Annotated in this window: 20 protein-coding genes; all 20 read right to left on the minus strand. The window is 44.5% G+C overall.

The genetic code is table 11. The features are described from left to right. Window positions 1-9 precede the first annotated feature (9 nt). The 20 genes from rpmC to rplL all read right to left on the minus strand — a co-directional run bounded on the left by rpmC (window position 10) and on the right by rplL (window position 20,434). Entirely contained in the window at window positions 10-207 is a 198-nt protein-coding gene (gene rpmC / locus ACQKMP_RS29665; RefSeq protein WP_019908232.1) for a 50S ribosomal protein L29, read from the minus strand. After that, window positions 197-631: a 50S ribosomal protein L16 gene (rplP, locus tag ACQKMP_RS29670; RefSeq protein ID WP_042131224.1), complete on the minus strand. Its 435-nt coding sequence runs from the start codon at window positions 629-631 to the stop codon at window positions 197-199. The genes rpmC and rplP overlap by 11 nt, the downstream gene beginning before the upstream one ends. A 2-nt stretch (window positions 632-633) precedes the next feature. Next, complete coding sequence (gene rpsC / locus ACQKMP_RS29675) at window positions 634-1,299, minus strand: 30S ribosomal protein S3 (protein WP_042192169.1); 666 nt, start codon at window positions 1,297-1,299, stop codon at window positions 634-636. Between the two features lie 13 nt (window positions 1,300-1,312). Then, window positions 1,313-1,645, minus strand: a complete 333-nt coding sequence (rplV, locus tag ACQKMP_RS29680) for a 50S ribosomal protein L22 (protein WP_036680546.1) — start codon at window positions 1,643-1,645, stop codon at window positions 1,313-1,315. A gap of 33 nt (window positions 1,646-1,678) precedes the next feature. Next, window positions 1,679-1,957 carry a 30S ribosomal protein S19 gene (gene rpsS / locus ACQKMP_RS29685; protein WP_036652940.1) on the minus strand — a complete coding sequence of 93 codons (279 nt, stop codon included), beginning with the start codon at window positions 1,955-1,957 and terminating at the stop codon, window positions 1,679-1,681. 76 nt (window positions 1,958-2,033) lie between these two features. Then, window positions 2,034-2,864 carry a 50S ribosomal protein L2 gene (gene rplB, locus ACQKMP_RS29690; RefSeq protein WP_042192171.1) on the minus strand — a complete coding sequence of 277 codons (831 nt, stop codon included), beginning with the start codon at window positions 2,862-2,864 and terminating at the stop codon, window positions 2,034-2,036. A 27-nt stretch (window positions 2,865-2,891) separates the two neighbouring features. Next, complete coding sequence (gene rplW / locus ACQKMP_RS29695; RefSeq protein WP_036680537.1) at window positions 2,892-3,185, minus strand: 50S ribosomal protein L23; 294 nt, start codon at window positions 3,183-3,185, stop codon at window positions 2,892-2,894. Beyond that, window positions 3,185-3,808 (minus strand): 50S ribosomal protein L4, encoded by a 624-nt coding sequence (gene rplD, locus ACQKMP_RS29700; protein WP_042192174.1) that lies wholly within the window; start codon window positions 3,806-3,808, stop codon window positions 3,185-3,187. The genes rplW and rplD overlap by 1 nt, the downstream gene beginning before the upstream one ends. A 25-nt stretch (window positions 3,809-3,833) precedes the next feature. Continuing rightward, entirely contained in the window at window positions 3,834-4,457 is a 624-nt protein-coding gene (gene rplC / locus ACQKMP_RS29705) for a 50S ribosomal protein L3 (protein ID WP_076286852.1), read from the minus strand. A gap of 42 nt (window positions 4,458-4,499) precedes the next feature. Beyond that, window positions 4,500-4,808: a 30S ribosomal protein S10 gene (rpsJ, locus tag ACQKMP_RS29710; protein ID WP_017692074.1), complete on the minus strand. Its 309-nt coding sequence runs from the start codon at window positions 4,806-4,808 to the stop codon at window positions 4,500-4,502. Between the two features lie 226 nt (window positions 4,809-5,034). Continuing rightward, window positions 5,035-6,384, minus strand: a complete 1,350-nt coding sequence (locus ACQKMP_RS29715) for a protoglobin domain-containing protein (RefSeq protein WP_427472450.1) — start codon at window positions 6,382-6,384, stop codon at window positions 5,035-5,037. A gap of 259 nt (window positions 6,385-6,643) precedes the next feature. Continuing rightward, window positions 6,644-7,834 (minus strand): elongation factor Tu, encoded by a 1,191-nt coding sequence (gene tuf, locus ACQKMP_RS29720; RefSeq protein WP_042192178.1) that lies wholly within the window; start codon window positions 7,832-7,834, stop codon window positions 6,644-6,646. A gap of 109 nt (window positions 7,835-7,943) precedes the next feature. Further along, the gene (gene fusA, locus ACQKMP_RS29725) at window positions 7,944-10,022 is read right to left on the minus strand and encodes an elongation factor G (protein WP_042192180.1); all 2,079 of its coding nucleotides are present in this window, start codon (window positions 10,020-10,022) and stop codon (window positions 7,944-7,946) included. Between the two features lie 47 nt (window positions 10,023-10,069). Then, on the minus strand, window positions 10,070-10,540 hold the full coding sequence (gene rpsG / locus ACQKMP_RS29730; RefSeq protein WP_036680520.1) for a 30S ribosomal protein S7: 471 nt from the start codon (window positions 10,538-10,540) through the stop codon (window positions 10,070-10,072). 44 nt (window positions 10,541-10,584) lie between these two features. Continuing rightward, the gene (rpsL, locus tag ACQKMP_RS29735) at window positions 10,585-11,004 is read right to left on the minus strand and encodes a 30S ribosomal protein S12 (RefSeq protein ID WP_036680518.1); all 420 of its coding nucleotides are present in this window, start codon (window positions 11,002-11,004) and stop codon (window positions 10,585-10,587) included. Window positions 11,005-11,137: 133 nt separating this feature from the next. Continuing rightward, complete coding sequence (locus ACQKMP_RS29740) at window positions 11,138-11,389, minus strand: ribosomal L7Ae/L30e/S12e/Gadd45 family protein (RefSeq protein WP_379426063.1); 252 nt, start codon at window positions 11,387-11,389, stop codon at window positions 11,138-11,140. A 179-nt stretch (window positions 11,390-11,568) separates the two neighbouring features. Continuing rightward, window positions 11,569-15,180 carry a DNA-directed RNA polymerase subunit beta' gene (rpoC, locus tag ACQKMP_RS29745; protein ID WP_042192182.1) on the minus strand — a complete coding sequence of 1,204 codons (3,612 nt, stop codon included), beginning with the start codon at window positions 15,178-15,180 and terminating at the stop codon, window positions 11,569-11,571. A gap of 114 nt (window positions 15,181-15,294) precedes the next feature. Next, a complete protein-coding gene (gene rpoB / locus ACQKMP_RS29750; protein WP_042131231.1) occupies window positions 15,295-18,840 on the minus strand; it encodes a DNA-directed RNA polymerase subunit beta in 3,546 nt (1,181 codons plus the stop codon). A 423-nt stretch (window positions 18,841-19,263) separates the two neighbouring features. Then, window positions 19,264-19,863, minus strand: coding sequence for a class I SAM-dependent methyltransferase (locus tag ACQKMP_RS29755; RefSeq protein ID WP_042192184.1), 600 nt, complete (start codon window positions 19,861-19,863; stop codon window positions 19,264-19,266). A gap of 211 nt (window positions 19,864-20,074) precedes the next feature. Beyond that, complete coding sequence (rplL, locus tag ACQKMP_RS29760; RefSeq protein ID WP_036680508.1) at window positions 20,075-20,434, minus strand: 50S ribosomal protein L7/L12; 360 nt, start codon at window positions 20,432-20,434, stop codon at window positions 20,075-20,077. Window positions 20,435-20,493: the final 59 nt, after the last annotated feature.

Consider the following 20,493-nt stretch of genomic DNA (forward strand, 5'->3'; position numbering starts at 1 on the left):
CCGTCTCACTTAACTAATCCCAAGCACTCTTTGATGGATTACGGTTTTAGCACGAGCTATTTCCTTACGCACGTCACGAATCCGAGTCGGGTTGTCCAGTTGGCCAGTTGCCAATTGGAAACGGAGATTAAAAAGTTCCTCTTTGAATCCAGCGATCTTTTGTTCAATCTCAGCAGTGGTTAAGTTGCGAAGTTCATTAGCTTTCATTTGCTTCACCACCCAATTCTTCACGTTTCACAAACTTAGTCTTTACAGGCAGCTTGTGAGCGGCAAGACGCATCGCTTCACGAGCGATTTCTTCCGACACGCCTCCGAGTTCGAACATAATCTTGCCCGGTTTAACTACGGCTACCCATTTCTCAACGTTACCTTTACCACTACCCATACGAACCTCGAGAGGCTTTTGAGTAATAGGCTTATCTGGGAAAATCTTGATCCAAACTTGACCGCCACGTTTGATATAACGTGTCATTGCGATACGAGCAGCTTCGATCTGACGGTTAGTGATCCAAGATGGTTCCATTGCAACCAGGCCGAATTCGCCGAAGTTCAATTCAGTACCACCCTTTGCCATACCCTTCATGTGTCCGCGTTGTTGCTTGCGGTGTTTTACGCGTTTTGGTACCAACATGATTAGTTGCCTCCTTCCTGAGCAGCTTGTTTCTTAGCTGGGGGAAGAACTTCTCCACGGTAGATCCATACTTTTACGCCGATAAGACCGTAAGTTGTATGTGCTTCAGCCGTTCCGTAATCGATATCGGCACGAAGCGTATGAAGTGGAACTGTTCCTTCGCTATAACCTTCTGAACGAGCAATCTCAGCTCCGCCAAGACGTCCGCCTACTTGAGTTTTAATCCCTTTTGCGCCAGAACGCATTGTTCTTTGAATCGCTTGTTTGAGTGCACGACGGAACGATACACGACGTTCCAATTGTTGAGCAATGCTCTCAGCTACAAGAATTGCATCCAATTCAGGGTGCTTGATTTCATTGATGTTGATGTGTACTTTTTTGCCACCAGCGATTGCTGTAACTGCGCTGCGAAGTACTTCTACTTCTGCTCCGCCCTTACCAATAACCATACCTGGTTTAGCAGTGTGAATTGTAACGTTCACGCGGTTAGCCGCTCTTTCGATCTCGATATGGGAAACAGCGGAATCCTTCAACTTACCTTTAAGGTATTCCCGGATTTTGACGTCTTCCATTAGAAGAGTACCGAAATCTTTTCCTGCATACCATTTAGATTCCCAATCGCGAATGATCCCGATCCGGAGTCCGATTGGATTTACCTTTTGACCCACGTGTTATCCCTCCTTATTTCTCAGATACCACCAGTGTAATGTGGCTCGTGCGTTTATTGATCCGACTTGCGCGGCCCATGGCGCGCGGACGGAAACGTTTCATAGTAGGTCCTTGGTTAACGAAAACCTCGCTAACGAACAAACTGTTCACGTCCAAAGAATAGTTATGCTCAGCATTCGCAATTGCCGAATTAAGCAACTTCTCAACGACCGGAGAAGCGGATTTCGGAGTGTGGCGAAGAATAGCAATTGCTTCCCCCACTTGCTTACCACGAATCAAGTCAACAACCAGTTTCGCTTTACGAGCGGAAATCCGCACCGATCTTGCATGTGCTTTTGCTTCCATTGTTTAACCTCCTTTCAAACAGAGACCTTATTATTATCTTCTTGTTTTCTTATCGTCACCCGCGTGGCCTTTGTAAGTACGTGTTGGCGCGAACTCGCCCAACTTGTGACCTACCATATCTTCTGTTACGTATACAGGCACGTGTTTACGGCCGTCATATACACCAAACGTATGTCCGATAAACTGAGGGAAAATGGTTGAGCGACGGGACCAAGTTTTAACTACAACCTTTTTTTCAGCCTCGTTCAGTTCCTCAACTTTTTTAAGCAGGTAGCCATCGATAAACGGCCCCTTCTTTAAACTGCGACCCATGTGTGAATCCTCCCTTCATCCGGTTCTTCAAACCGCGAATCGACGCTTCGCGCTTTATTAACTTGCCAGAAGCGTCTTATTTTGTGCGGCGGCGAACGATATATTTATCAGATGCCTTGTTTTTCTTACGCGTTTTGTAACCAAGGGTTGGTTTACCCCATGGAGACATAGGCGATTTACGTCCGATTGGAGCGCGGCCTTCACCACCACCGTGTGGGTGATCGTTCGGGTTCATTACTACACCGCGTACTTCAGGGCGACGGCCCAGCCAGCGACTACGTCCAGCTTTACCGATTTTGATCAATTCATGATCTTCGTTACCTACGGAACCGATAGTTGCACGGCATACGCTAAGGATCTTACGAACCTCACCGGATGACAAACGAACGGAACAGTACTTTTCTTCTTTACCAAGCAATTGAGCTTCTGTACCAGCAGCACGAACCAATTGTCCGCCTTTACCTGGTTTCAACTCAATGTTGTGGATAACTGTACCCACTGGGATGTTCTCCAGTGCAAGGCTGTTACCAATTTTGATGTCGGCTGTTGGGCCGGACTCTACTTTATCCCCAACTTTTAGGCCTTTAGGAGCGATGATATAACGTTTCTCTCCATCAGCATAGTGGATCAAAGCAATATTAGATGTACGGTTCGGGTCATACTCGATTGTAGCAACGCTACCTGGTATGCCGTCTTTAGTCCGTTTGAAGTCGATAATACGGTATTTACGTTTGTGTCCGCCGCCATGGTGACGAACCGTAATTTTACCTTGGTTGTTGCGTCCCGCATGTTTGAACAGCGGAGAAAGCAACGATTTCTCTGGCTGGTTTGTTGTGATTTCTTCAAACGTAGACACAGACATATGGCGTCTTGCCGGAGAGGTCGGTTTGTACTTTTTGATTGGCACTATAGTTTCCTCCTTACTTTAAGAGTATTATTCTACCGCTTCAAAAAATTCAAGCGGTTTGCTGTCCGGGCTAAGCTTAACGATGGCTTTTTTCCACTCTGGAGTGTAACCAGAATATTTACCATAACGTTTCAGTTTGCCAGGCACGCGCATTGTGTTCACATTAGTTACTTTTACTTTGAAAATAGCCTCGACAGCTTTTTTGATTTCGGTTTTGTTAGCACGGATATCCACTTCAAAAGCGTATTTCATTTCGCTCATGTAGTCGGAAGTACGTTCCGTAATCACCGGACGTTTGATAATATCACGAGGATCTTTCATTACGCGAACACCTCCTCTACCTTCAGAACTGCTTCTTTAGTGATGATCAGTTTGTCGTACGTCAGTACGTCAAGAACATTAATGCCGTCAGCCGCTACGAATTTCACCCCAGGGATGTTACGAGCGGAAAGTGCTACGTTATCATCATAGCTAGTAGCTACGATCAAAGCTTTGCGTTCCACTTTCAGGTTGTTCAAGATCGCTGCGAATTCTTTCGTCTTCGGAGCATTCATTGTCAAGCTATCCAATACGATAATGTCATTCTCGAGTACTTTCGAGGACAAAGCGGATTTGATCGCCAAACGACGAACCTTCTTAGGCAATTTCCAGGAATAGCTACGTGGTGTTGGTCCGAAGACAACGCCGCCGCCTTTCCATTGTGGAGAACGAATGGATCCTTGACGAGCGCGACCTGTACCTTTTTGTTTCCAAGGCTTACGTCCACCGCCACGAACTTCAGAACGTCCTTTTACTTTGTGTGTACCACGACGAAGGGAAGCTCTTTGCATAAGCGCAGCTTCGTGTAGAACGTGCTCATTCGGTTCAATACCGAATACTGTATCGCTCAGTTCTACTTCACCAACTTCGTTGCCACTAATATTAAAAAGTGTTACTTTTGGCATTTCATGTTCCTCCTTTCTTAGGTAATTATTTCTTAACGGTTTGTTTAACTTTCACGAAGCTGTTTTTAGGACCTGGGATAGCGCCTTTAACCAGCAATACGTTACGTTCAACGTCAACCTTGATGATTTCAAGCTTTTGAACCGTGATAGTCGTGTGACCCATATGTCCTGGGAGGCGTTTGCCCTTCGGAACACGGTTAGCTTGGATAGAACCCATGGAACCCGGTCTTCTGTGGTAACGCGATCCGTGTGCCATTGGTCCGCGGCTTTGTCCCCAACGTTTGATGTTACCTTGGAAACCTTTACCTTTAGATGTGCCAGTTACGTCAACAAATTCGCCTTCAGCAAAAATATCAGCCTTCAGTTCTTGTCCAACCTCGAGAGACCCGAGGTCAACACCGCGAATTTCACGAACGTAGCGCTTAGGTGTTGCATTTGCCTTTTTGGCGTGACCTTGTTCAGGCTTATTGGAGCGACTTTCTTTTTTATCAGAAAAGCCCAATTGCACTGCTTCATATCCGTCGATATTCAGGTCTTTCTTTTGCAGTACTACACAAGGGCCTGCTTCGATAACAGTAACAGGAATTACGTTACCTTCTGGAGTAAACACTTGAGTCATACCGAGTTTTTTTCCTAAGATACCTTTCAATGTTGACACCTCTTTTCTTTTCCTAAGTTGCTAAAAATAGAATTACAATTTGATTTCGATATCTACACCGGACGGTAGATCCAAGCGCATCAAGGCATCCACAGTTTGTGGTGTTGGGTTCACAATATCGATCAAACGTTTGTGAGTCCGTTGTTCAAACTGTTCACGGGAATCCTTGTACTTGTGTACCGCACGGAGAATAGTAATGATTTGCTTCTCAGTTGGCAACGGAATCGGTCCAGATACACCAGCACCCGAACGTTTTGCAGTTTCAACGATTTTCTCTGCGGATTGATCAAGAATTCTGTGGTCGTATGCTTTCAAGCGAATACGAATTTTTTGCTTTGCCATTTTAGTCCCTCCTTCTATCGCCCAATTTATTATCGGACATACTCCGTGAAAATTTTCTGACGTCGACCTCATGGCAAAGGGGCCGGGTGTGTCAGTAACCTCTCACATCATCGCAACGTCTCAGAACAACATTTATTATTATATATAATAGGCAGCAGTATTGCAAGCTAAAATAACAAAACAACGCATATTTTTTTCATGCGTTGCTTTATTACTATTATATAGGTTAAAGATTCGCAGTGGCAGACTTAAAAATCTCAGCTGACTCCGCAGTCTGTGCTGTTGCTGACCCAATTCCCTCTATTGTCTGAATCAATGTTCTTATTTCTTCTTCTACTATAACAATCTCTTGTGTGCTACTCCTCATCGCCTCTACAATTTCGGAAAACAAAAGACTAGTCTCAACGGATTGATGTTTCCCACTTTTGGTTAGCTCTTGTACCTTACGTATCTCCTCAACGACTTGTTGTGTGAGACTTCCCGATTTATAAGTCAGCTCTACGATCTGAATTACAGTATTCTTCGTATCCTCTGCCAACCGACTAACTTCTTGAGCAACTACACTAAACCCTCTACCATGCACTCCGGCTCTAGCGGCTTCTATCGTTGCATTAAGTGAAAGAATTTTAGTTTGATCTGCAATATCTTTAACTGAGTTTACGATTTTTTGAATTTGTTTAGAGGAATTGCTTAATTCGTGGACTGAATGTTCCATTTCACTAGTACTTTGATAAATAAGATTAATCTGTCCTGTTAAGCTATCCAAATGCTCATGTCCATCTGTAGCCAACCCCTGCGACTCTACAGCGGATGTAGCTGTACGTTGGAATGTTCTACTCACTTCATTGCTACTTGCTACTAGCTGCTTCACAGCGGCATTTGTGTCGATACTAAAATCTATTAACTCGCTGCTGAATTCAGCAATTTTCTGCTTTAATTCATTTTTAACCAAAAGGTATTGCTGTTCCTTCTCTTTGACGTTCTCCTTCTCGTATTCCTCCAGGACAAGTTGTTGTTCAAGGTTAAGCAGCTTAGTTACGGTCTTAACTACATGTAAACGTGTATTGTCATCATGTGTCTCATTATAGATAACTTGTATAAAAACGTTCTGAAGATTTTGAAAAGCGGATAAGTACCATTTAGGCTCAAGTCCTACTCTTTTATGAATATTAGCAATCTTCATTCGCTTTGCTATGTATTCTTCATCAACTTTGCCATCAAAAATTTCAATGATATGCTCGCGGAGTGTTGTTTTCAACCTCTCGATACTACTATGCTCCAATATAATGGCTTCGAGTTTATCCACACCTAATACCGAATTATAAAATTGATCAATTATATAGTCTATATTCTTTTCAACGCTAGGCTTTACCCTACGTAATAAGTTCAAATCTGATTCAGATAGATCAATCATTCTCATTTGCTCATTGAGTTCGTCATAACCCTCAAGAGTATGAAAAAAATCTTCAGTACGCTTAGTCTGGTGTTTATGTTCTATCAAATTAGGGGTGTGAGAATCCTCGTTATTATTACGTGATGTTATAGCATGCATGAATGAAAAAGGACATTTTCCCATGTTATCACTCTCCCCTCAATTACTATTTTTTTACAATATTACCTTCCTTTCATTTTACTCTATGATTATTAAAATTGTAAACAATTTATCGTTGAATTTTGTTGAATTTTGTAGAATTATTCGAAATTCCATACTTATTTTATCGTATATTGTCGAATTTAAGATGGTTTATCCTATAAAATAACAAAAAGCCCCGGATTCTCCGCAAGAAGAATCCGGGGCACTATGATTCAGAGTCTACCCGCAGATAGAAACGAATTTATTTTTGGATGGAAGCTACGCTACCTGCTCCAACTGTACGTCCACCTTCGCGAATGGAGAATTTAGTACCTTCTTCAATAGCGATAGGGGAGATCAAAGCAACAGTTACAGTGATGTTGTCACCAGGCATAACCATTTCAGTACCTTCTGGCAAGTTGATGATGCCAGTTACGTCAGTTGTACGGAAGTAGAACTGTGGACGGTAACCAGTGAAGAATGGTTTGTGACGTCCGCCTTCTTCTTTAGTCAAAACGTAGATTTGAGCAGTGAACTCAGTGTGTGGTTTAACAGAGTTCGGTTTAGCCAATACTTGGCCACGCTCGATCATAGTACGGTCTACACCACGAAGCAAAGCTCCGATGTTGTCGCCCGCTTGAGCGGAATCCAGCAATTTACGGAACATTTCTACGCCCGTAACTACGGATTTCTTAGTTTCTTCGTGAATACCAACGATTTCGATTTCTTCTCCGACTTTAACTGTTCCGCGTTCTACGCGACCAGTTGCCACAGTACCGCGGCCAGTGATGGAGAATACATCTTCGACAGGCATCAAGAATGGTTTGTCAGTTTGACGCTCTGGAAGTGGAATGTACTCGTCGATTGTTTCGAACATTTCAACAATCTTCTTAGCATATTCGCCTTCTGGGTTTTGAAGAGCTTCACGAGCAGAACCACGAATGATTGGAGTGTCGTCGCCTGGGAAGTCATACTCGCTCAGCAAGTCACGAACTTCCATTTCAACCAATTCCAACAACTCTTCGTCTTCAACCATGTCGCATTTGTTCAAGAAAACAACGATGTATGGAACACCTACTTGACGGGACAACAGGATGTGCTCGCGAGTTTGTGGCATAGGGCCATCAGCTGCGGATACAACCAGGATAGCTCCGTCCATTTGCGCTGCGCCAGTGATCATGTTTTTAACATAGTCGGCGTGACCAGGGCAGTCTACGTGAGCGTAGTGACGGTTAGGAGTTTCATATTCAACGTGGGAAGTGGAGATTGTGATACCACGTTCGCGCTCTTCAGGAGCTTTGTCGATTTGATCGAATGCGATAGCTGCGCCACCGTAAGTTTTGGACAATACAGTAGTGATTGCAGCAGTCAGAGTCGTTTTACCATGGTCGACGTGACCAATAGTACCGATGTTAACGTGCGGTTTGTTACGTTCAAACTTTGCCTTTGCCATTTGAACAGTTCCTCCTTAATGTGGGGTTCCTTATATTTGAGCCGCCCGCATATATGTTTATCTTAGATGACTGAGTAATTATACTCGGACGGCAAGTTAAAACTAGTAATTATTCTCCGCCTTTGTTCTTAGCAGCGATCTCTTCCGCAATGGATTTAGGAACTTCTTCATAGTGAGAAAGCTCCATTGAGAATACGCCACGTCCTTGAGTACCAGAACGAAGAGTTGTAGAGTATCCGAACATTTCGGAAAGAGGCACCTTAGCACGGATAATTTGCGCTCCACCACGGGAATCCATACCTTCGATACGGCCACGGCGGGAGTTCAGCATACCCATAACATCACCCATATATTCCTCAGGAACAGTTACTTCTACTTTCATGATTGGCTCAAGCAGGACAGGTTTACACTTGTCTTTAGCTGCTTTAAGCGCCATCGAGCCGGCAATTTTAAATGCCATTTCGTTGGAATCGACATCATGGTAAGAACCATCAACGATGGTAGCTTTAACGTCTACAAGCGGGAAGCCTGCAAGTACGCCGTTTTTCATTTGTTCTTCGATACCCGCAAGTGCAGGAGCGATGTACTCTCTAGGAACCGAGCCACCGACAACTTTACTTTCGAATTTGCTACCAGTACCTGGCTCGAGGGGTTCAAATTCAACCCACACGTGACCGTATTGACCACGACCACCAGATTGGCGTACAAATTTACCTTCAACGCGAGCAGGTGCCTTGAACGTTTCGCGGTAAGCAACCTGTGGTTTACCCACATTGGTTTCTACTTTGAACTCACGACGCATACGGTCGATGATGATGTCCAAGTGAAGTTCACCCATACCAGCCAGGATAGTTTGGCCTGTTTCTTCATCAGTATGAGCACGAAGAGTTGGATCCTCTTCAGTCAACTTACCGAGAGCAACGCCCAATTTATCTTGGTCAGCTTTTGTTTTTGGTTCAACAGCGATTTCGATAACTGGATCAGGGAAGTTCATTGATTCCAGAATTACTGGATGCTTCTCATCACACAGTGTATCACCTGTACTGGTGTCTTTCAAACCAACTGCTGCAGCGATGTCGCCAGAATACACGATGGAAATCTCTTGACGGCTGTTAGCATGCATTTGAAGGATACGACCAATACGTTCACGCTTGTTCTTAGTAGCATTAACTACGTAAGATCCGGACTCTAGAATACCAGAGTATACACGGAAGAACGTAAGTTTACCTACATAAGGGTCAGTCATGATTTTAAATGCCAAAGCTGCAAACGGTTCTTCATCCGAAGAATGACGAACTGCTTCAGTTCCATCATCAAGATGTCCAGTGATAGCTGGAACGTCAAGAGGAGATGGCAAGTAATCAACAACAGCATCCAGCATAAGCTGAATCCCTTTGTTACGGTAGGAGGATCCAACAATTACAGGGAACAATTTAACTTCAACTACGCCTTTGCGCAGTGCAGCTTTAATTTCCGGAACTGTAATTTCTTCGCCTTCCAGGTACTTCATAGTCAGATCTTCATCAAGTTCAGCAACTTTCTCGATCAACTCGAGACGCAGCTCCTCAACTTTGGCCAAATATTCTTCCGGAATATCCGTTACTTCGATGTTTTGGCCTAGATCATCTCTGAACATGTGTGCTTTTTGCTCAACAAGGTCGATAATACCAGTGAAATCACTTTCTGCACCAATTGGCAATTGAATAGCAACTGCATTGGCTTGAAGGCGATCACGCATAGTTTCGATTACGTTAAGGAAATCCGCACCGATAATGTCCATTTTGTTCACATATGCAATACGTGGAACGTTATAACGGTCAGCCTGTCTCCATACGGTTTCAGACTGAGGCTCAACGCCCTCTTTTGCACTAAATACACCTACTGCCCCATCCAATACACGCAGGGAACGTTCAACTTCAACAGTGAAGTCAACGTGTCCTGGGGTATCAATGATATTGATGCGGTGACCTTTCCACGCAGCAGTCGTAGCAGCGGACGTAATCGTGATTCCGCGCTCTTGTTCTTGCTCCATCCAGTCCATTGTAGCAGCACCCTCGTGAACTTCACCGATTTTGTGCGTACGGCCTGTATAGAAAAGAATCCGCTCTGTGGTAGTTGTTTTACCAGCATCAATATGCGCCATGATCCCGATATTACGTGTATTTTTTAAGGAGAACTCTCTAGCCATGAAATGGATCTCCCTTCAAAATATAAGTTATTTGAATGACCTTAATCCTACCAACGGTAGTGAGCGAACGCTTTGTTTGCTTCAGCCATTTTGTGTGTATCTTCGCGTTTCTTAACAGAAGCGCCTGTGTTGTTGGAAGCGTCGATGATCTCAGCCGCCAAACGCTCTTCCATCGTCTTCTCACCGCGGTTGCGAGAGTAGTTTACGAGCCAACGTAATCCCAGAGCAGTACGTCTCTCTGGTTTAACCTCGATAGGTACTTGATAGTTAGCACCACCGACACGACGAGCTTTGACTTCCAAAACCGGCATGATATTCTTGATGGCAGCTTCGAAAACTTCCATCGGATCTTTACCCGTACGTTCTTCAATCAACTTGAATGAATTGTACAGAATGCTTTGAGCGACACCTCTTTTACCACCCAGCATAATGCGGTTAATCAAACGAGTAACCAACTTGCTATTATACAACGGATCTGGCAATACGTCTCTCTTAGTAACTGGACCTTTGCGTGGCATGGATATCCCCCTTTCTTAAATGTTTATTATTCTAGAATTTTTTCTTATTTCTTAGCTTTAGGACGTTTAGCACCGTATTTAGAACGAGCTTGCATCCGGTTAGCTACACCTGCTGTATCCAATGCACCACGAACGATATGGTAACGAACCCCTGCAAGGTCCTTTACTTTACCTCCGCGAAGTAATACAACACTGTGTTCTTGTAAGTTATGTCCGATACCCGGGATATAAGCTGTTACCTCGAGACGGTTCGTCAAACGAACACGGGCATATTTACGAAGCGCTGAGTTTGGTTTACGTGGAGTCATAGTACCAACACGAGTGCACACACCGCGTTTTTGCGGAGCGCTCAAATTTGTAGCCTCACGCTTGAGGGCGTTATACCCTTTTTGAAGAGCGGGAGATTTAGATTTTTCGATTTTGGCTTGACGGCCTTTACGAACCAATTGGTTAATTGTTGGCATGTTGTTGCCACCCCCTTCCTGAAATGATAGCCGATTTAAGAACTCTAAGCCCACAGACCCAGGCGGTTCATAAAAAGACAAATGAAAAGTTCTTGCCGCTGGAGTTCACCCCAGTACAAAAACATTTCCGTAGCTATTGTTTTAAGACGGCTGCCATCGCAGCGCCAACTTCTATTCCGCAGGCCTTGCCCAAATTCAGCATCGTATCCACGTATGTGATCTTAATACCTTGTTTGTTACAAAGCATAACTATCCTGGAAGTAAGCCTTTGATCTCCGTCCTCTGCCACATAGACTTCTGCAGCTTGGCCCAACTCTACCGCCTTGACGGTTTGTTTGGTACCGATCTTGACCTGAGCATCCTGTAGTCCTCTATCATCAGTCATAATCATTACCTCCAATGAACAAGGATAACATGGCTACTCACGCACCTTAGACATTTTAGCATTATCAATAGATGGTGTCAAGAAATTCAGCAATAATTTTTATGAATATTATACACAGCAGATATTCGTGTCACACCTATGAATAGGTATGACACGAATTCACTACCATGTTTGCTAATTTATTCAGCAGGAACCGGCTCTAAAGACTCAAGCGCGCTTTCTGCATTTGGATCACTTAGCTTAACATTACGGTAACGATTCATACCAGTACCTGCAGGAATCAACTTACCGATAATAACATTTTCTTTGAGTCCAAGCAACTTATCTACTTTGCCTTTGATAGCAGCGTCTGTTAAGACACGAGTAGTTTCTTGGAAAGATGCAGCGGATAAGAAGGAATCTGTCTCAAGAGATGCCTTGGTAATACCGAGTAAGACCGGTTTAGCAACTGCAGGCTCTTTACCTGACAATATGGCTTCCTTGTTAGCAGCTTCATATTCATGTATATCCGCAAACGCGCCTGGTAACAGACTTGTGTCACCTGCATCAATGATACGGATCTTCCGAAGCATTTGTTTGATCATAACTTCAATGTGCTTATCATTGATCTCAACGCCCTGGTTACGATATACACGCTGAACTTCTTGCAGAATGTAGTTTTGTACCCCACGGATCCCTTTGATTCGCAGCATTTCTTTAGGGTCAATCGAACCGTCTGTCAGCTCATCGCCGGCTTCAATTTCTTGGCCTTCGCTGACACGTAGACGTGAACCATAAGTAATGGAATAAGTCTTGGATTCTGCTTCACCTTGAACCTCGATTTCACGACGATCCTTAGTTTCACGGATTTCCTTGATTACACCATCGATCTCACTGATTGTAGCCTGACCTTTAGGGTTACGGGCTTCAAACAACTCTTGAATACGCGGCAAACCTTGCGTGATGTCATCACCGGCAACACCGCCGGTATGGAACGTACGCATTGTAAGCTGGGTTCCTGGTTCACCGATAGATTGTGCAGCGATAATACCAACCGCTTCACCGATCTCAACGTGTTTACCAGTTGCCAAGTTACGACCGTAACATTTCTTACAAACACCATGACGAGCACGGCAGCTTAGTACAGATCGGATTTGTAGCTTAGTTACACCAGCGTCTACGATTGCTTCCGCTTTATCGGAGTCAATCAAATCGTTGCGGTGAACAATGATTTCGCCTGTTTCTGGATGACGAACAGTCTCGAAGCAGTAACGACCTTCAATACGGTCATACAGATCCTCAATAACCTCTTTACCATCCTGAATACGACTAACTGTAAATCCTTTATCCGTTCCACAATCTTCCTCACGGACGATAACGTCCTGAGCTACGTCAACGAGACGACGAGTCAAGTAACCGGAGTCAGCAGTACGAAGTGCGGTATCGGCAAGACCTTTACGCGCTCCGTGAGTGGAGATAAAGTACTCCAAGACCGTAAGACCTTCACGGAAGTTCGCTTTAATTGGCAATTCGAAAATCCGACCCGAAGGTGTTGCCATCAGACCACGCATACCACCCAGCTGAGTGATCTGCGATTTGTTACCCCGCGCTTTGGAGTCAACCATGAGCATGATTGAGTTGAAACGGTCCATCGATTTAAGCAGGATGTTCGTAAGATCATCCTTCGTCTTCGACCAGATCTCAATAACGCGGTCGTACCGTTCGTCATTAGTGATCAGACCACGGCGATATTGGTTAGCAACCACATCTACCTTTGCTTCGGACTCTTTCAGGATCGTAACTTTCTCCTCAGGCACGATAACATCCGACACAGCAACGGTAACACCGGAACGTGTGGAGTAAGTAAAGCCGAGTTGTTTAATTTTATCCAAAATCATAGAGGTTTTGGTTGTATGATAAGTTTCAAAACAACGTGCGATAATCAGACCCAGATATTCTTTACCTACAGCGCTGGCTTCAGGAGCGGATTCAATCAGCTCGCGAATATCTGCGCCTTTTTCATAGATAAAGTATTTCTCTGGCGTGCCATGCAGCAAGTTAGTCTTAGTCGCTTCATTGATATAAGGGAAACTACTTGGGTAAATTTCATTAAAGATAATCTTACCGATCGTAGTAATCAACATTGCGCCTTGTTGTTTTTCCGTAAAGCAAGTCTTACCTAGTGCTTTAACTGGAATAGCTACACGAGCATGAAGACCTGCAGTTCCGCGCTGGTAAGCTGATACAGCTTCATTTACGGTACGCAGAATCATACCTGATCCTTTTTCTTCCTTGTTGTCCATGGTCAGGTAGAAAGTACCAAGGACCATATCCTGGGAAGGTGTTACAACCGGTTTTCCGTCTTTAGGGTTCAAGATATTACCGGATGCAAGCATGAGAATACGTGCTTCTGCTTGAGCTTCTGCTGACAGAGGAACGTGCACCGCCATTTGGTCACCGTCAAAGTCGGCGTTATAAGCCGTACATACGAGTGGGTGAAGACGAATAGCATGACCTTCCACCAAAATCGGTTCAAAAGCTTGGATACCGAGACGGTGAAGTGTTGGTGCGCGGTTTAGAAGTACTGGGTGCTCTCTGATTACTTCTTCAAGTACATCCCATACTTCAGGACTTACACGCTCAACTTTACGTTTTGCGCTCTTTATGTTGTGGGCTAGGCCCTTATTAACCAATTCCTTCATGACAAAAGGCTTGAACAATTCTAGCGCCATTTTCTTAGGGAGTCCGCACTGATACATCTTGAGGTACGGTCCTACAACGATAACGGAACGACCAGAGTAGTCAACCCGTTTACCGAGCAAGTTCTGACGGAAACGTCCTTGTTTACCTTTCAGCATGTGGCTGAGAGATTTCAATGGACGGTTACCAGGACCCGTTACCGGACGTCCTCTACGGCCGTTATCGATGAGAGCATCGACAGCTTCCTGTAGCATCCGTTTCTCGTTCTGCACGATAATGTCAGGTGCACCAAGATCCAACAGTCTTTTCAGACGGTTGTTCCGGTTAATAACACGACGATAAAGATCGTTCAAATCAGACGTAGCAAAACGGCCACCATCCAATTGAACCATCGGACGAAGCTCCGGAGGAATAACCGGAAGAACATCCATGATCATCCAATCAGGTTTGTTGCCTGAGTTACGGAATGCTTCAATGACTTCCAGACGTTTGATCGCCCGGTTACGACGTTGGCCTTGGGCCGTACGCAGTTCTTCTTTGAGGAATTCCAGCTCTTTTTCGATGTCGATGTCTTGAAGAAGCTTCTTAACAGCTTCAGCACCCATGCCCGCTTGGAATCCGTAACCGTATTTTTCGCGGTAGCTACGATATTCTTTCTCGGATAGAAGTTGTTTCTTTTCCAGTGGTGTTTCACCTGGGTCAGTTACAACATACGAAGCGAAGTAGATAATCTCTTCAAGTGATCTTGGAGACATATCTAGTGCCAAACCCATACGGCTTGGGATACCTTTGAAGTACCAGATATGAGATACCGGAGCAGCCAATTCAATGTGACCCATACGTTCACGACGAACTTTAGCACGAGTAACTTCAACGCCACAACGGTCGCAGACTACGCCCTTATAACGGACACGTTTATATTTACCGCAATGACATTCCCAGTCTTTTTGAGGTCCAAAGATACGCTCACAGAAAAGACCCTCTTTTTCCGGTTTCAATGTACGATAGTTAATGGTTTCCGGTTTCTTAACTTCTCCGCGGGACCATGAACGAATCTTCTCCGGAGAAGCGAGTCCGATTTTCATAAATTCAAAATTGTTAACGTCCAACAAGGAGCAACCCTCCTTAACCTAATCCTGATTTAGTACCGCTTTGCCCTCCTCTGACTGTTACATCAAAAGAGGGCGCGGTCCTTTATAAAATGGAACTCAAAAGCTCCAACGTGATTATTCTACTCCGACTTCTGCGCCTTCTAAATTGAGGCTCAGCTTGTCGCCTGACGTCTCGTCCTCATCGTCCAATTCTCTCATTTCAATTTCCTGCTCGTCACCGCTAAGAATCTTAACATCCATACCCAGGGACTGCAGTTCTTTGATCAATACCTTGAACGACTCAGGAACACCTGGTTCCGGTACATTTTCACCTTTGACAATGGATTCGTACGTCTTCACGCGACCAACCACGTCATCGGATTTTACAGTCAAAATTTCTTGCAATGTATATGCAGCACCGTAAGCTTCAAGTGCCCACACTTCCATCTCCCCGAAACGCTGTCCACCAAACTGAGCTTTACCACCCAGTGGCTGTTGCGTAACTAGTGAGTAAGGTCCTGTTGAACGGGCGTGAATCTTATCATCAACCATGTGCGCCAGTTTGATCATATGCATGACGCCGACAGTAACTTCACGTTCGAAGCGTTCACCTGTACGACCATCGTACAATACAGTCTTACCATTACGCTGCATGCCAGCTTCTTCCATCGTATCAAATACGTCGTACTCACGTGCTCCGTCGAATACCGGCGTTGCAATGTGAATTCCCAGACGCAATGCGGCCATACCAATATGGACCTCAAGCACCTGTCCGATGTTCATACGAGAAGGAACGCCTAGAGGGTTAAGAACAACCTGTACCGGCGTACCGTCCGGAAGGAACGGCATATCTTCTTCTGGCAGGATACGAGCAACGACACCCTTGTTACCGTGACGTCCGGCCATTTTGTCACCTTCAGAAATCTTACGTTTCTGAGCGATGTACACACGAACCAATTGATTTACGCCAGGAGGCAGCTCATCGCCGTTTTCACGTGTAAATACTTTAACGTCAACGATAATACCATCACTACCGTGAGGAACGCGTAAAGAGGTATCCCGTACTTCACGAGCCTTCTCACCAAAGATAGCGTGTAGGAGACGCTCTTCTGCAGTCAATTCAGTTACACCCTTAGGAGTAACCTTACCAACTAGAATGTCACCAGCACTGATTTCCGCACCGATGCGGATAATTCCACGCTCATCAAGATTGCGCAGAGCTTCTTCGCCCACGTTTGGAATATCACGTGTGATTTCTTCAGGTCCCAGTTTAGTGTCACGAGCTTCGGATTCGTATTCCTCGATATGAATCGAAGTGTATACATCTTCCTTAACTAGCTTTTCACTTAACAGGATCGCATCCTCGTAGTTGTAACCTTCCCAAGTCATGAACGCAACGACTACGTTACGACCAAGAGCAAGTTCGCCCATTTCTGTAGAAGGACCGTCCGCCAGGATGTCACCCTTCTTAACAATATCCCCTCTTTTAGCTAGAGGACGTTGGTTAATACAGGTACCTTGGTTAGAACGCATAAATTTGTGTAATTTATATTTAACGATATCGCCTTTAACTTCTTTGCCTTCGACAGTTTCAACCCGGCGCAGCCAAATTTCATTAGCTGAAGAGCGTTCGATAATACCGTCATATTTAGAAACAACACATACGCCAGAATCCTTAGCGGATTTATGTTCCATCCCTGTTCCGACGAGCGGAGCTTTAGGAATTAGAAGTGGAACGGCTTGACGCTGCATGTTAGATCCCATCAGAGCGCGGTTGGAGTCATCGTTCTCAAGGAACGGAATGAGCGCCGTAGCGACGGATACGACCTGTTTAGGCGAAACGTCCATGTAATCTACACGATTACTTGGCATTGTTGTAATGTTGTCAGAGTCTTTATTGTAACGAACGATTACCATGTCTTCCTTAAAGGAGCCATCTTCATCGATCAATACGTTAGCCTGAGCAACTACATAATTATCTTCCTCATCAGCAGTCAGATAATCGATTTGTTCAGTTACCTTACCTGTCTTTGGATCTACCCAACGATACGGAGCTTCGATAAAGCCGTACTCGTTGATACGAGCAAAGGTGGACAAGGAGTTGATCAATCCAATGTTCGGACCTTCCGGTGTTTCAATTGGACACATCCGGCCGTAGTGACTGTGATGGACGTCACGAACTTCAAAGCCCGCGCGTTCACGTGTCAAACCACCGGGTCCGAGTGCAGACAGACGACGTTTATGCGTAAGTTCCGCAAGTGGGTTCGTCTGGTCCATAAACTGAGACAGCTGGGAGCTACCGAAGAACTCTTTAATGGACGCGATAACCGGACGAATATTGATCAGAGCTTGAGGCGTAATTGCATTAGCATCCTGAATCGACATTCTTTCACGCACAACGCGCTCCATACGGGATAAACCGATACGGAACTGATTCTGCAGAAGTTCACCCACAGAACGCAGACGACGGTTACCCAGATGGTCGATATCATCGGTATTACCAATTCCGTGAAGCAAATTAATAAAGTAGCTGATCGAGGATATAATATCAGCTTGAGTAATGTGCTTAACAGACTTGTCGATGTTGCCGTTAGCGATCAGCTTAATAACCCGACCTTCTTCAATTGGCGAGAATACGTCAATCGTTTGAAGAGGAATATCTTCGCTGTCCATAACTCCACCAGTAACACGGTAGTTCTTAAAGGCAACATTCTTTTCGAAGTAAGGAATCAATTCATCAAGCAGTCTGCGATCGACCATTTGACCAGACTCAGCCAGGATTTCCCCTGTAGCTTCGTCAACCAAAGGCTGAGCAAGACGTTGATTGAAAAGACGGTTCTTAATGTGTAGCTTTTTATTGATTTTGTAACGGCCTACATTAGCTAGGTCGTAGCGTTTTGGATCAAAGAAACGCGCGACCAGCAAACTTTTGGCATTGTCTAGTGTCGGCGGTTCGCCCGGACGCAAACGCTCATAAATTTCAATAAGCGCCTTCTCCGTGGAGTCCGTGTTGTCTTTATCCAGCGTATTGCGAATATATTCATCATTGCCAAGCAATTCCAGAATTTCGGCATCACTACCGAAACCGAGAGCACGCAAAAGTACGGTAACAGGAATTTTACGAGTCCGATCGATACGAACATACATAATATCCTTAGCGTCGGTCTCAAGTTCCAACCAGGCTCCGCGGTTCGGGATTACTGTGGCGGTGTAGGTTTTTTTGCCGTTCTTATCCACTTTTGTGCTGAAATAGACGCTTGGAGAGCGAACCAACTGGCTGACAATAACCCGTTCCGCACCGTTAATAATAAAAGTGCCGGTCTCCGTCATCAGCGGGAAATCTCCCATGAACACTTCCTGCTCTTTGACCTCACCGGTCTCCTTATTAATGAGCCGCACCTTTACACGCAGAGGAGCCGCATACGTCACGTCCCGCTCTTTAGCGTCGTCAACCGTATATTTTGGTTCACCCAGGCTGTAATCAATGAACTCTAGTACCAAATTACCTGTGAAATCCTGGATCGGCGAGATGTCCTGAAACATTTCCCGCAATCCTTCCTCCAAAAACCAATCATAAGATTTTTGTTGGATCTCGATCAGGTTCGGGACCTCGAGTACCTCGTTAATTCTCGCATAGCTCCGCCGAGTGCGTCGACCATACTGAACAAGATGTCCTGCCAACTTTACTCACCCCTCATGTCTACTCACTTAAAAATTGATTGCGAACCCTTGTTTGGAACCGTATAATGGAACCATACTACAAGGATTCAGTCATAAATAAAAGAAAAGCCCTTATCGAAATCTTCGAAAAAAGAGCGCACTTATCCATGACCAAAATACTCCTTATCCAGTAGATTTGCCCAAAACGTACATATTATACGTCACCAAGCAACAGTTTATGCGCTATTATCTATTACCGCGTAACACTCGCTACGCCAGAGCATAGAGAACCAATTCGCAAAAAACTTGCCGTACGGCTTGCGCTAGCCGGCGACAATATATCGCTTGACATTTTCAGCAAACTAAAGACATGGAGCCTATCTTAATACTGACATTTTATAATAATACCATTATCACTATCACATGTCAATAACCTATTGATTTTTATTTTTGAGCTTTAATAATACGATATCCTTTATCTTTGCCCACTTCTTCTACATTTGAGAACAAGCTTTCAAGTTTAGCTACCGCTGATGGAGCGCCCTGCTTCTTCTGAATAACAATCCACAGAAATCCACCCTCATTTAAATGTTCATAAGCTTCTTCAAAAATCTGATGCACTACAGCTTTTCCTGCACGTATCGGAGGATTGGTAAGAATCACATCGAACTTTTGTTGTTCATTCAATGCGCCGAGCACATCGCTTTCCATTACCGTAACATTCCGGATTCCATTGTGCTGGGCATTTTCACGCGCAAGTTCTACCGCACGACTATTAATATCAATCATCGTAACTTGCCCTTTGGGGGCTAGGTATGCTGCACTTATACCTATCGGTCCATATCCGCAGCCCACATCAAGCACTGCCGAACCGTCCGGAATATCCATAGCTTCAATGAGAACTCGACTACCGTAATCGATGTCTCCTTTAGAGAACACACCCGCATCACTTGTGAAGCGAAAGCTTTTGCCTCTTAGAACGGTGTCGATGGTACGTCTGTCATGACGCACTTCCGGTTGCTGCGAATAATAATGTTGCGACATCTCTATCCTCCCTTTCCTTTATGTTAATAGTTTGTATTCACACAACCCTACTAACTCTATCAAGCATAAACGCCTCTGATGTCCTTATAAGGACGGTAAGCGTTCAAGCGAGAAATATAAAGATAAAGTATAATGTGAAACTTATACTTTCTTATATTTTTATAAAATAAACCCCTTGAACAAGTTCAAGGGGTTTTCAGTATAGAAGGAATTACTTCACTTCTACAGCTGCGCCTGCTTCTTCCAATTTTGCTTTAGTAGCTTCGGCTTCGTCTTTGCTTACTTTTTCTTTGATTGCTTTTGGTGCGTTGTCTACAAGGTCTTTAGCTTCTTTCAAGCCAAGGCCTGTGATTTCGCGAACGATTTTGATAACGTTGATTTTGGAAGCGCCAGCGCCTGTCAAAATTACGTCAAATTCGGATTGCTCTTCAGCTACTGCTGCTACCGCACCGCCAGCTGCTACTGGAGCTGCTGCTGTTACGCCGAATTCTTCTTCAATTGCTTTAACCAGGTCGTTCAGTTCCAATACGCTCATGCCTTTAATTGCTTCCAAGATTGCTTCTTTACTCATGATTGAACCTCCATTTATAATTTAAATTTGTTTGTGGTATTGATTTATGCTGTAAGAGC

This window comes from Paenibacillus sp. NPDC101420 (genome assembly GCF_050277435.1).
Lineage (GTDB): Bacteria > Bacillota > Bacilli > Paenibacillales > Paenibacillaceae > Paenibacillus_AQ.

Excerpts from the sequence above, each read along its gene's own strand:
- rpmC (WP_019908232.1), bottom strand. The coding sequence starts at position 207 with ATGAAAGCTAATGAACTTCGCAACTTAACCACTGCTGAGATTGAACAA.
- rplP (WP_042131224.1), bottom strand. The coding sequence starts at position 631 with ATGTTGGTACCAAAACGCGTAAAACACCGCAAGCAACAACGCGGACAC.
- rplV (WP_036680546.1), bottom strand. The coding sequence starts at position 1,645 with ATGGAAGCAAAAGCACATGCAAGATCGGTGCGGATTTCCGCTCGTAAA.
- rpsS (WP_036652940.1), bottom strand. The coding sequence starts at position 1,957 with ATGGGTCGCAGTTTAAAGAAGGGGCCGTTTATCGATGGCTACCTGCTT.
- rplW (WP_036680537.1), bottom strand. The coding sequence starts at position 3,185 with ATGAAAGATCCTCGTGATATTATCAAACGTCCGGTGATTACGGAACGT.
- rplD (WP_042192174.1), bottom strand. The coding sequence starts at position 3,808 with ATGCCAAAAGTAACACTTTTTAATATTAGTGGCAACGAAGTTGGTGAA.
- rpsJ (WP_017692074.1), bottom strand. The coding sequence starts at position 4,808 with ATGGCAAAGCAAAAAATTCGTATTCGCTTGAAAGCATACGACCACAGA.
- ACQKMP_RS29715 (WP_427472450.1), bottom strand. The coding sequence starts at position 6,384 with ATGGGAAAATGTCCTTTTTCATTCATGCATGCTATAACATCACGTAAT.
- tuf (WP_042192178.1), bottom strand. The coding sequence starts at position 7,834 with ATGGCAAAGGCAAAGTTTGAACGTAACAAACCGCACGTTAACATCGGT.
- fusA (WP_042192180.1), bottom strand. The coding sequence starts at position 10,022 with ATGGCTAGAGAGTTCTCCTTAAAAAATACACGTAATATCGGGATCATG.
- rpsG (WP_036680520.1), bottom strand. The coding sequence starts at position 10,540 with ATGCCACGCAAAGGTCCAGTTACTAAGAGAGACGTATTGCCAGATCCG.
- rpsL (WP_036680518.1), bottom strand. The coding sequence starts at position 11,004 with ATGCCAACAATTAACCAATTGGTTCGTAAAGGCCGTCAAGCCAAAATC.
- ACQKMP_RS29740 (WP_379426063.1), bottom strand. The coding sequence starts at position 11,389 with ATGACTGATGATAGAGGACTACAGGATGCTCAGGTCAAGATCGGTACC.
- ACQKMP_RS29755 (WP_042192184.1), bottom strand. The coding sequence starts at position 19,863 with ATGTCGCAACATTATTATTCGCAGCAACCGGAAGTGCGTCATGACAGA.
- rplL (WP_036680508.1), bottom strand. The coding sequence starts at position 20,434 with ATGAGTAAAGAAGCAATCTTGGAAGCAATTAAAGGCATGAGCGTATTG.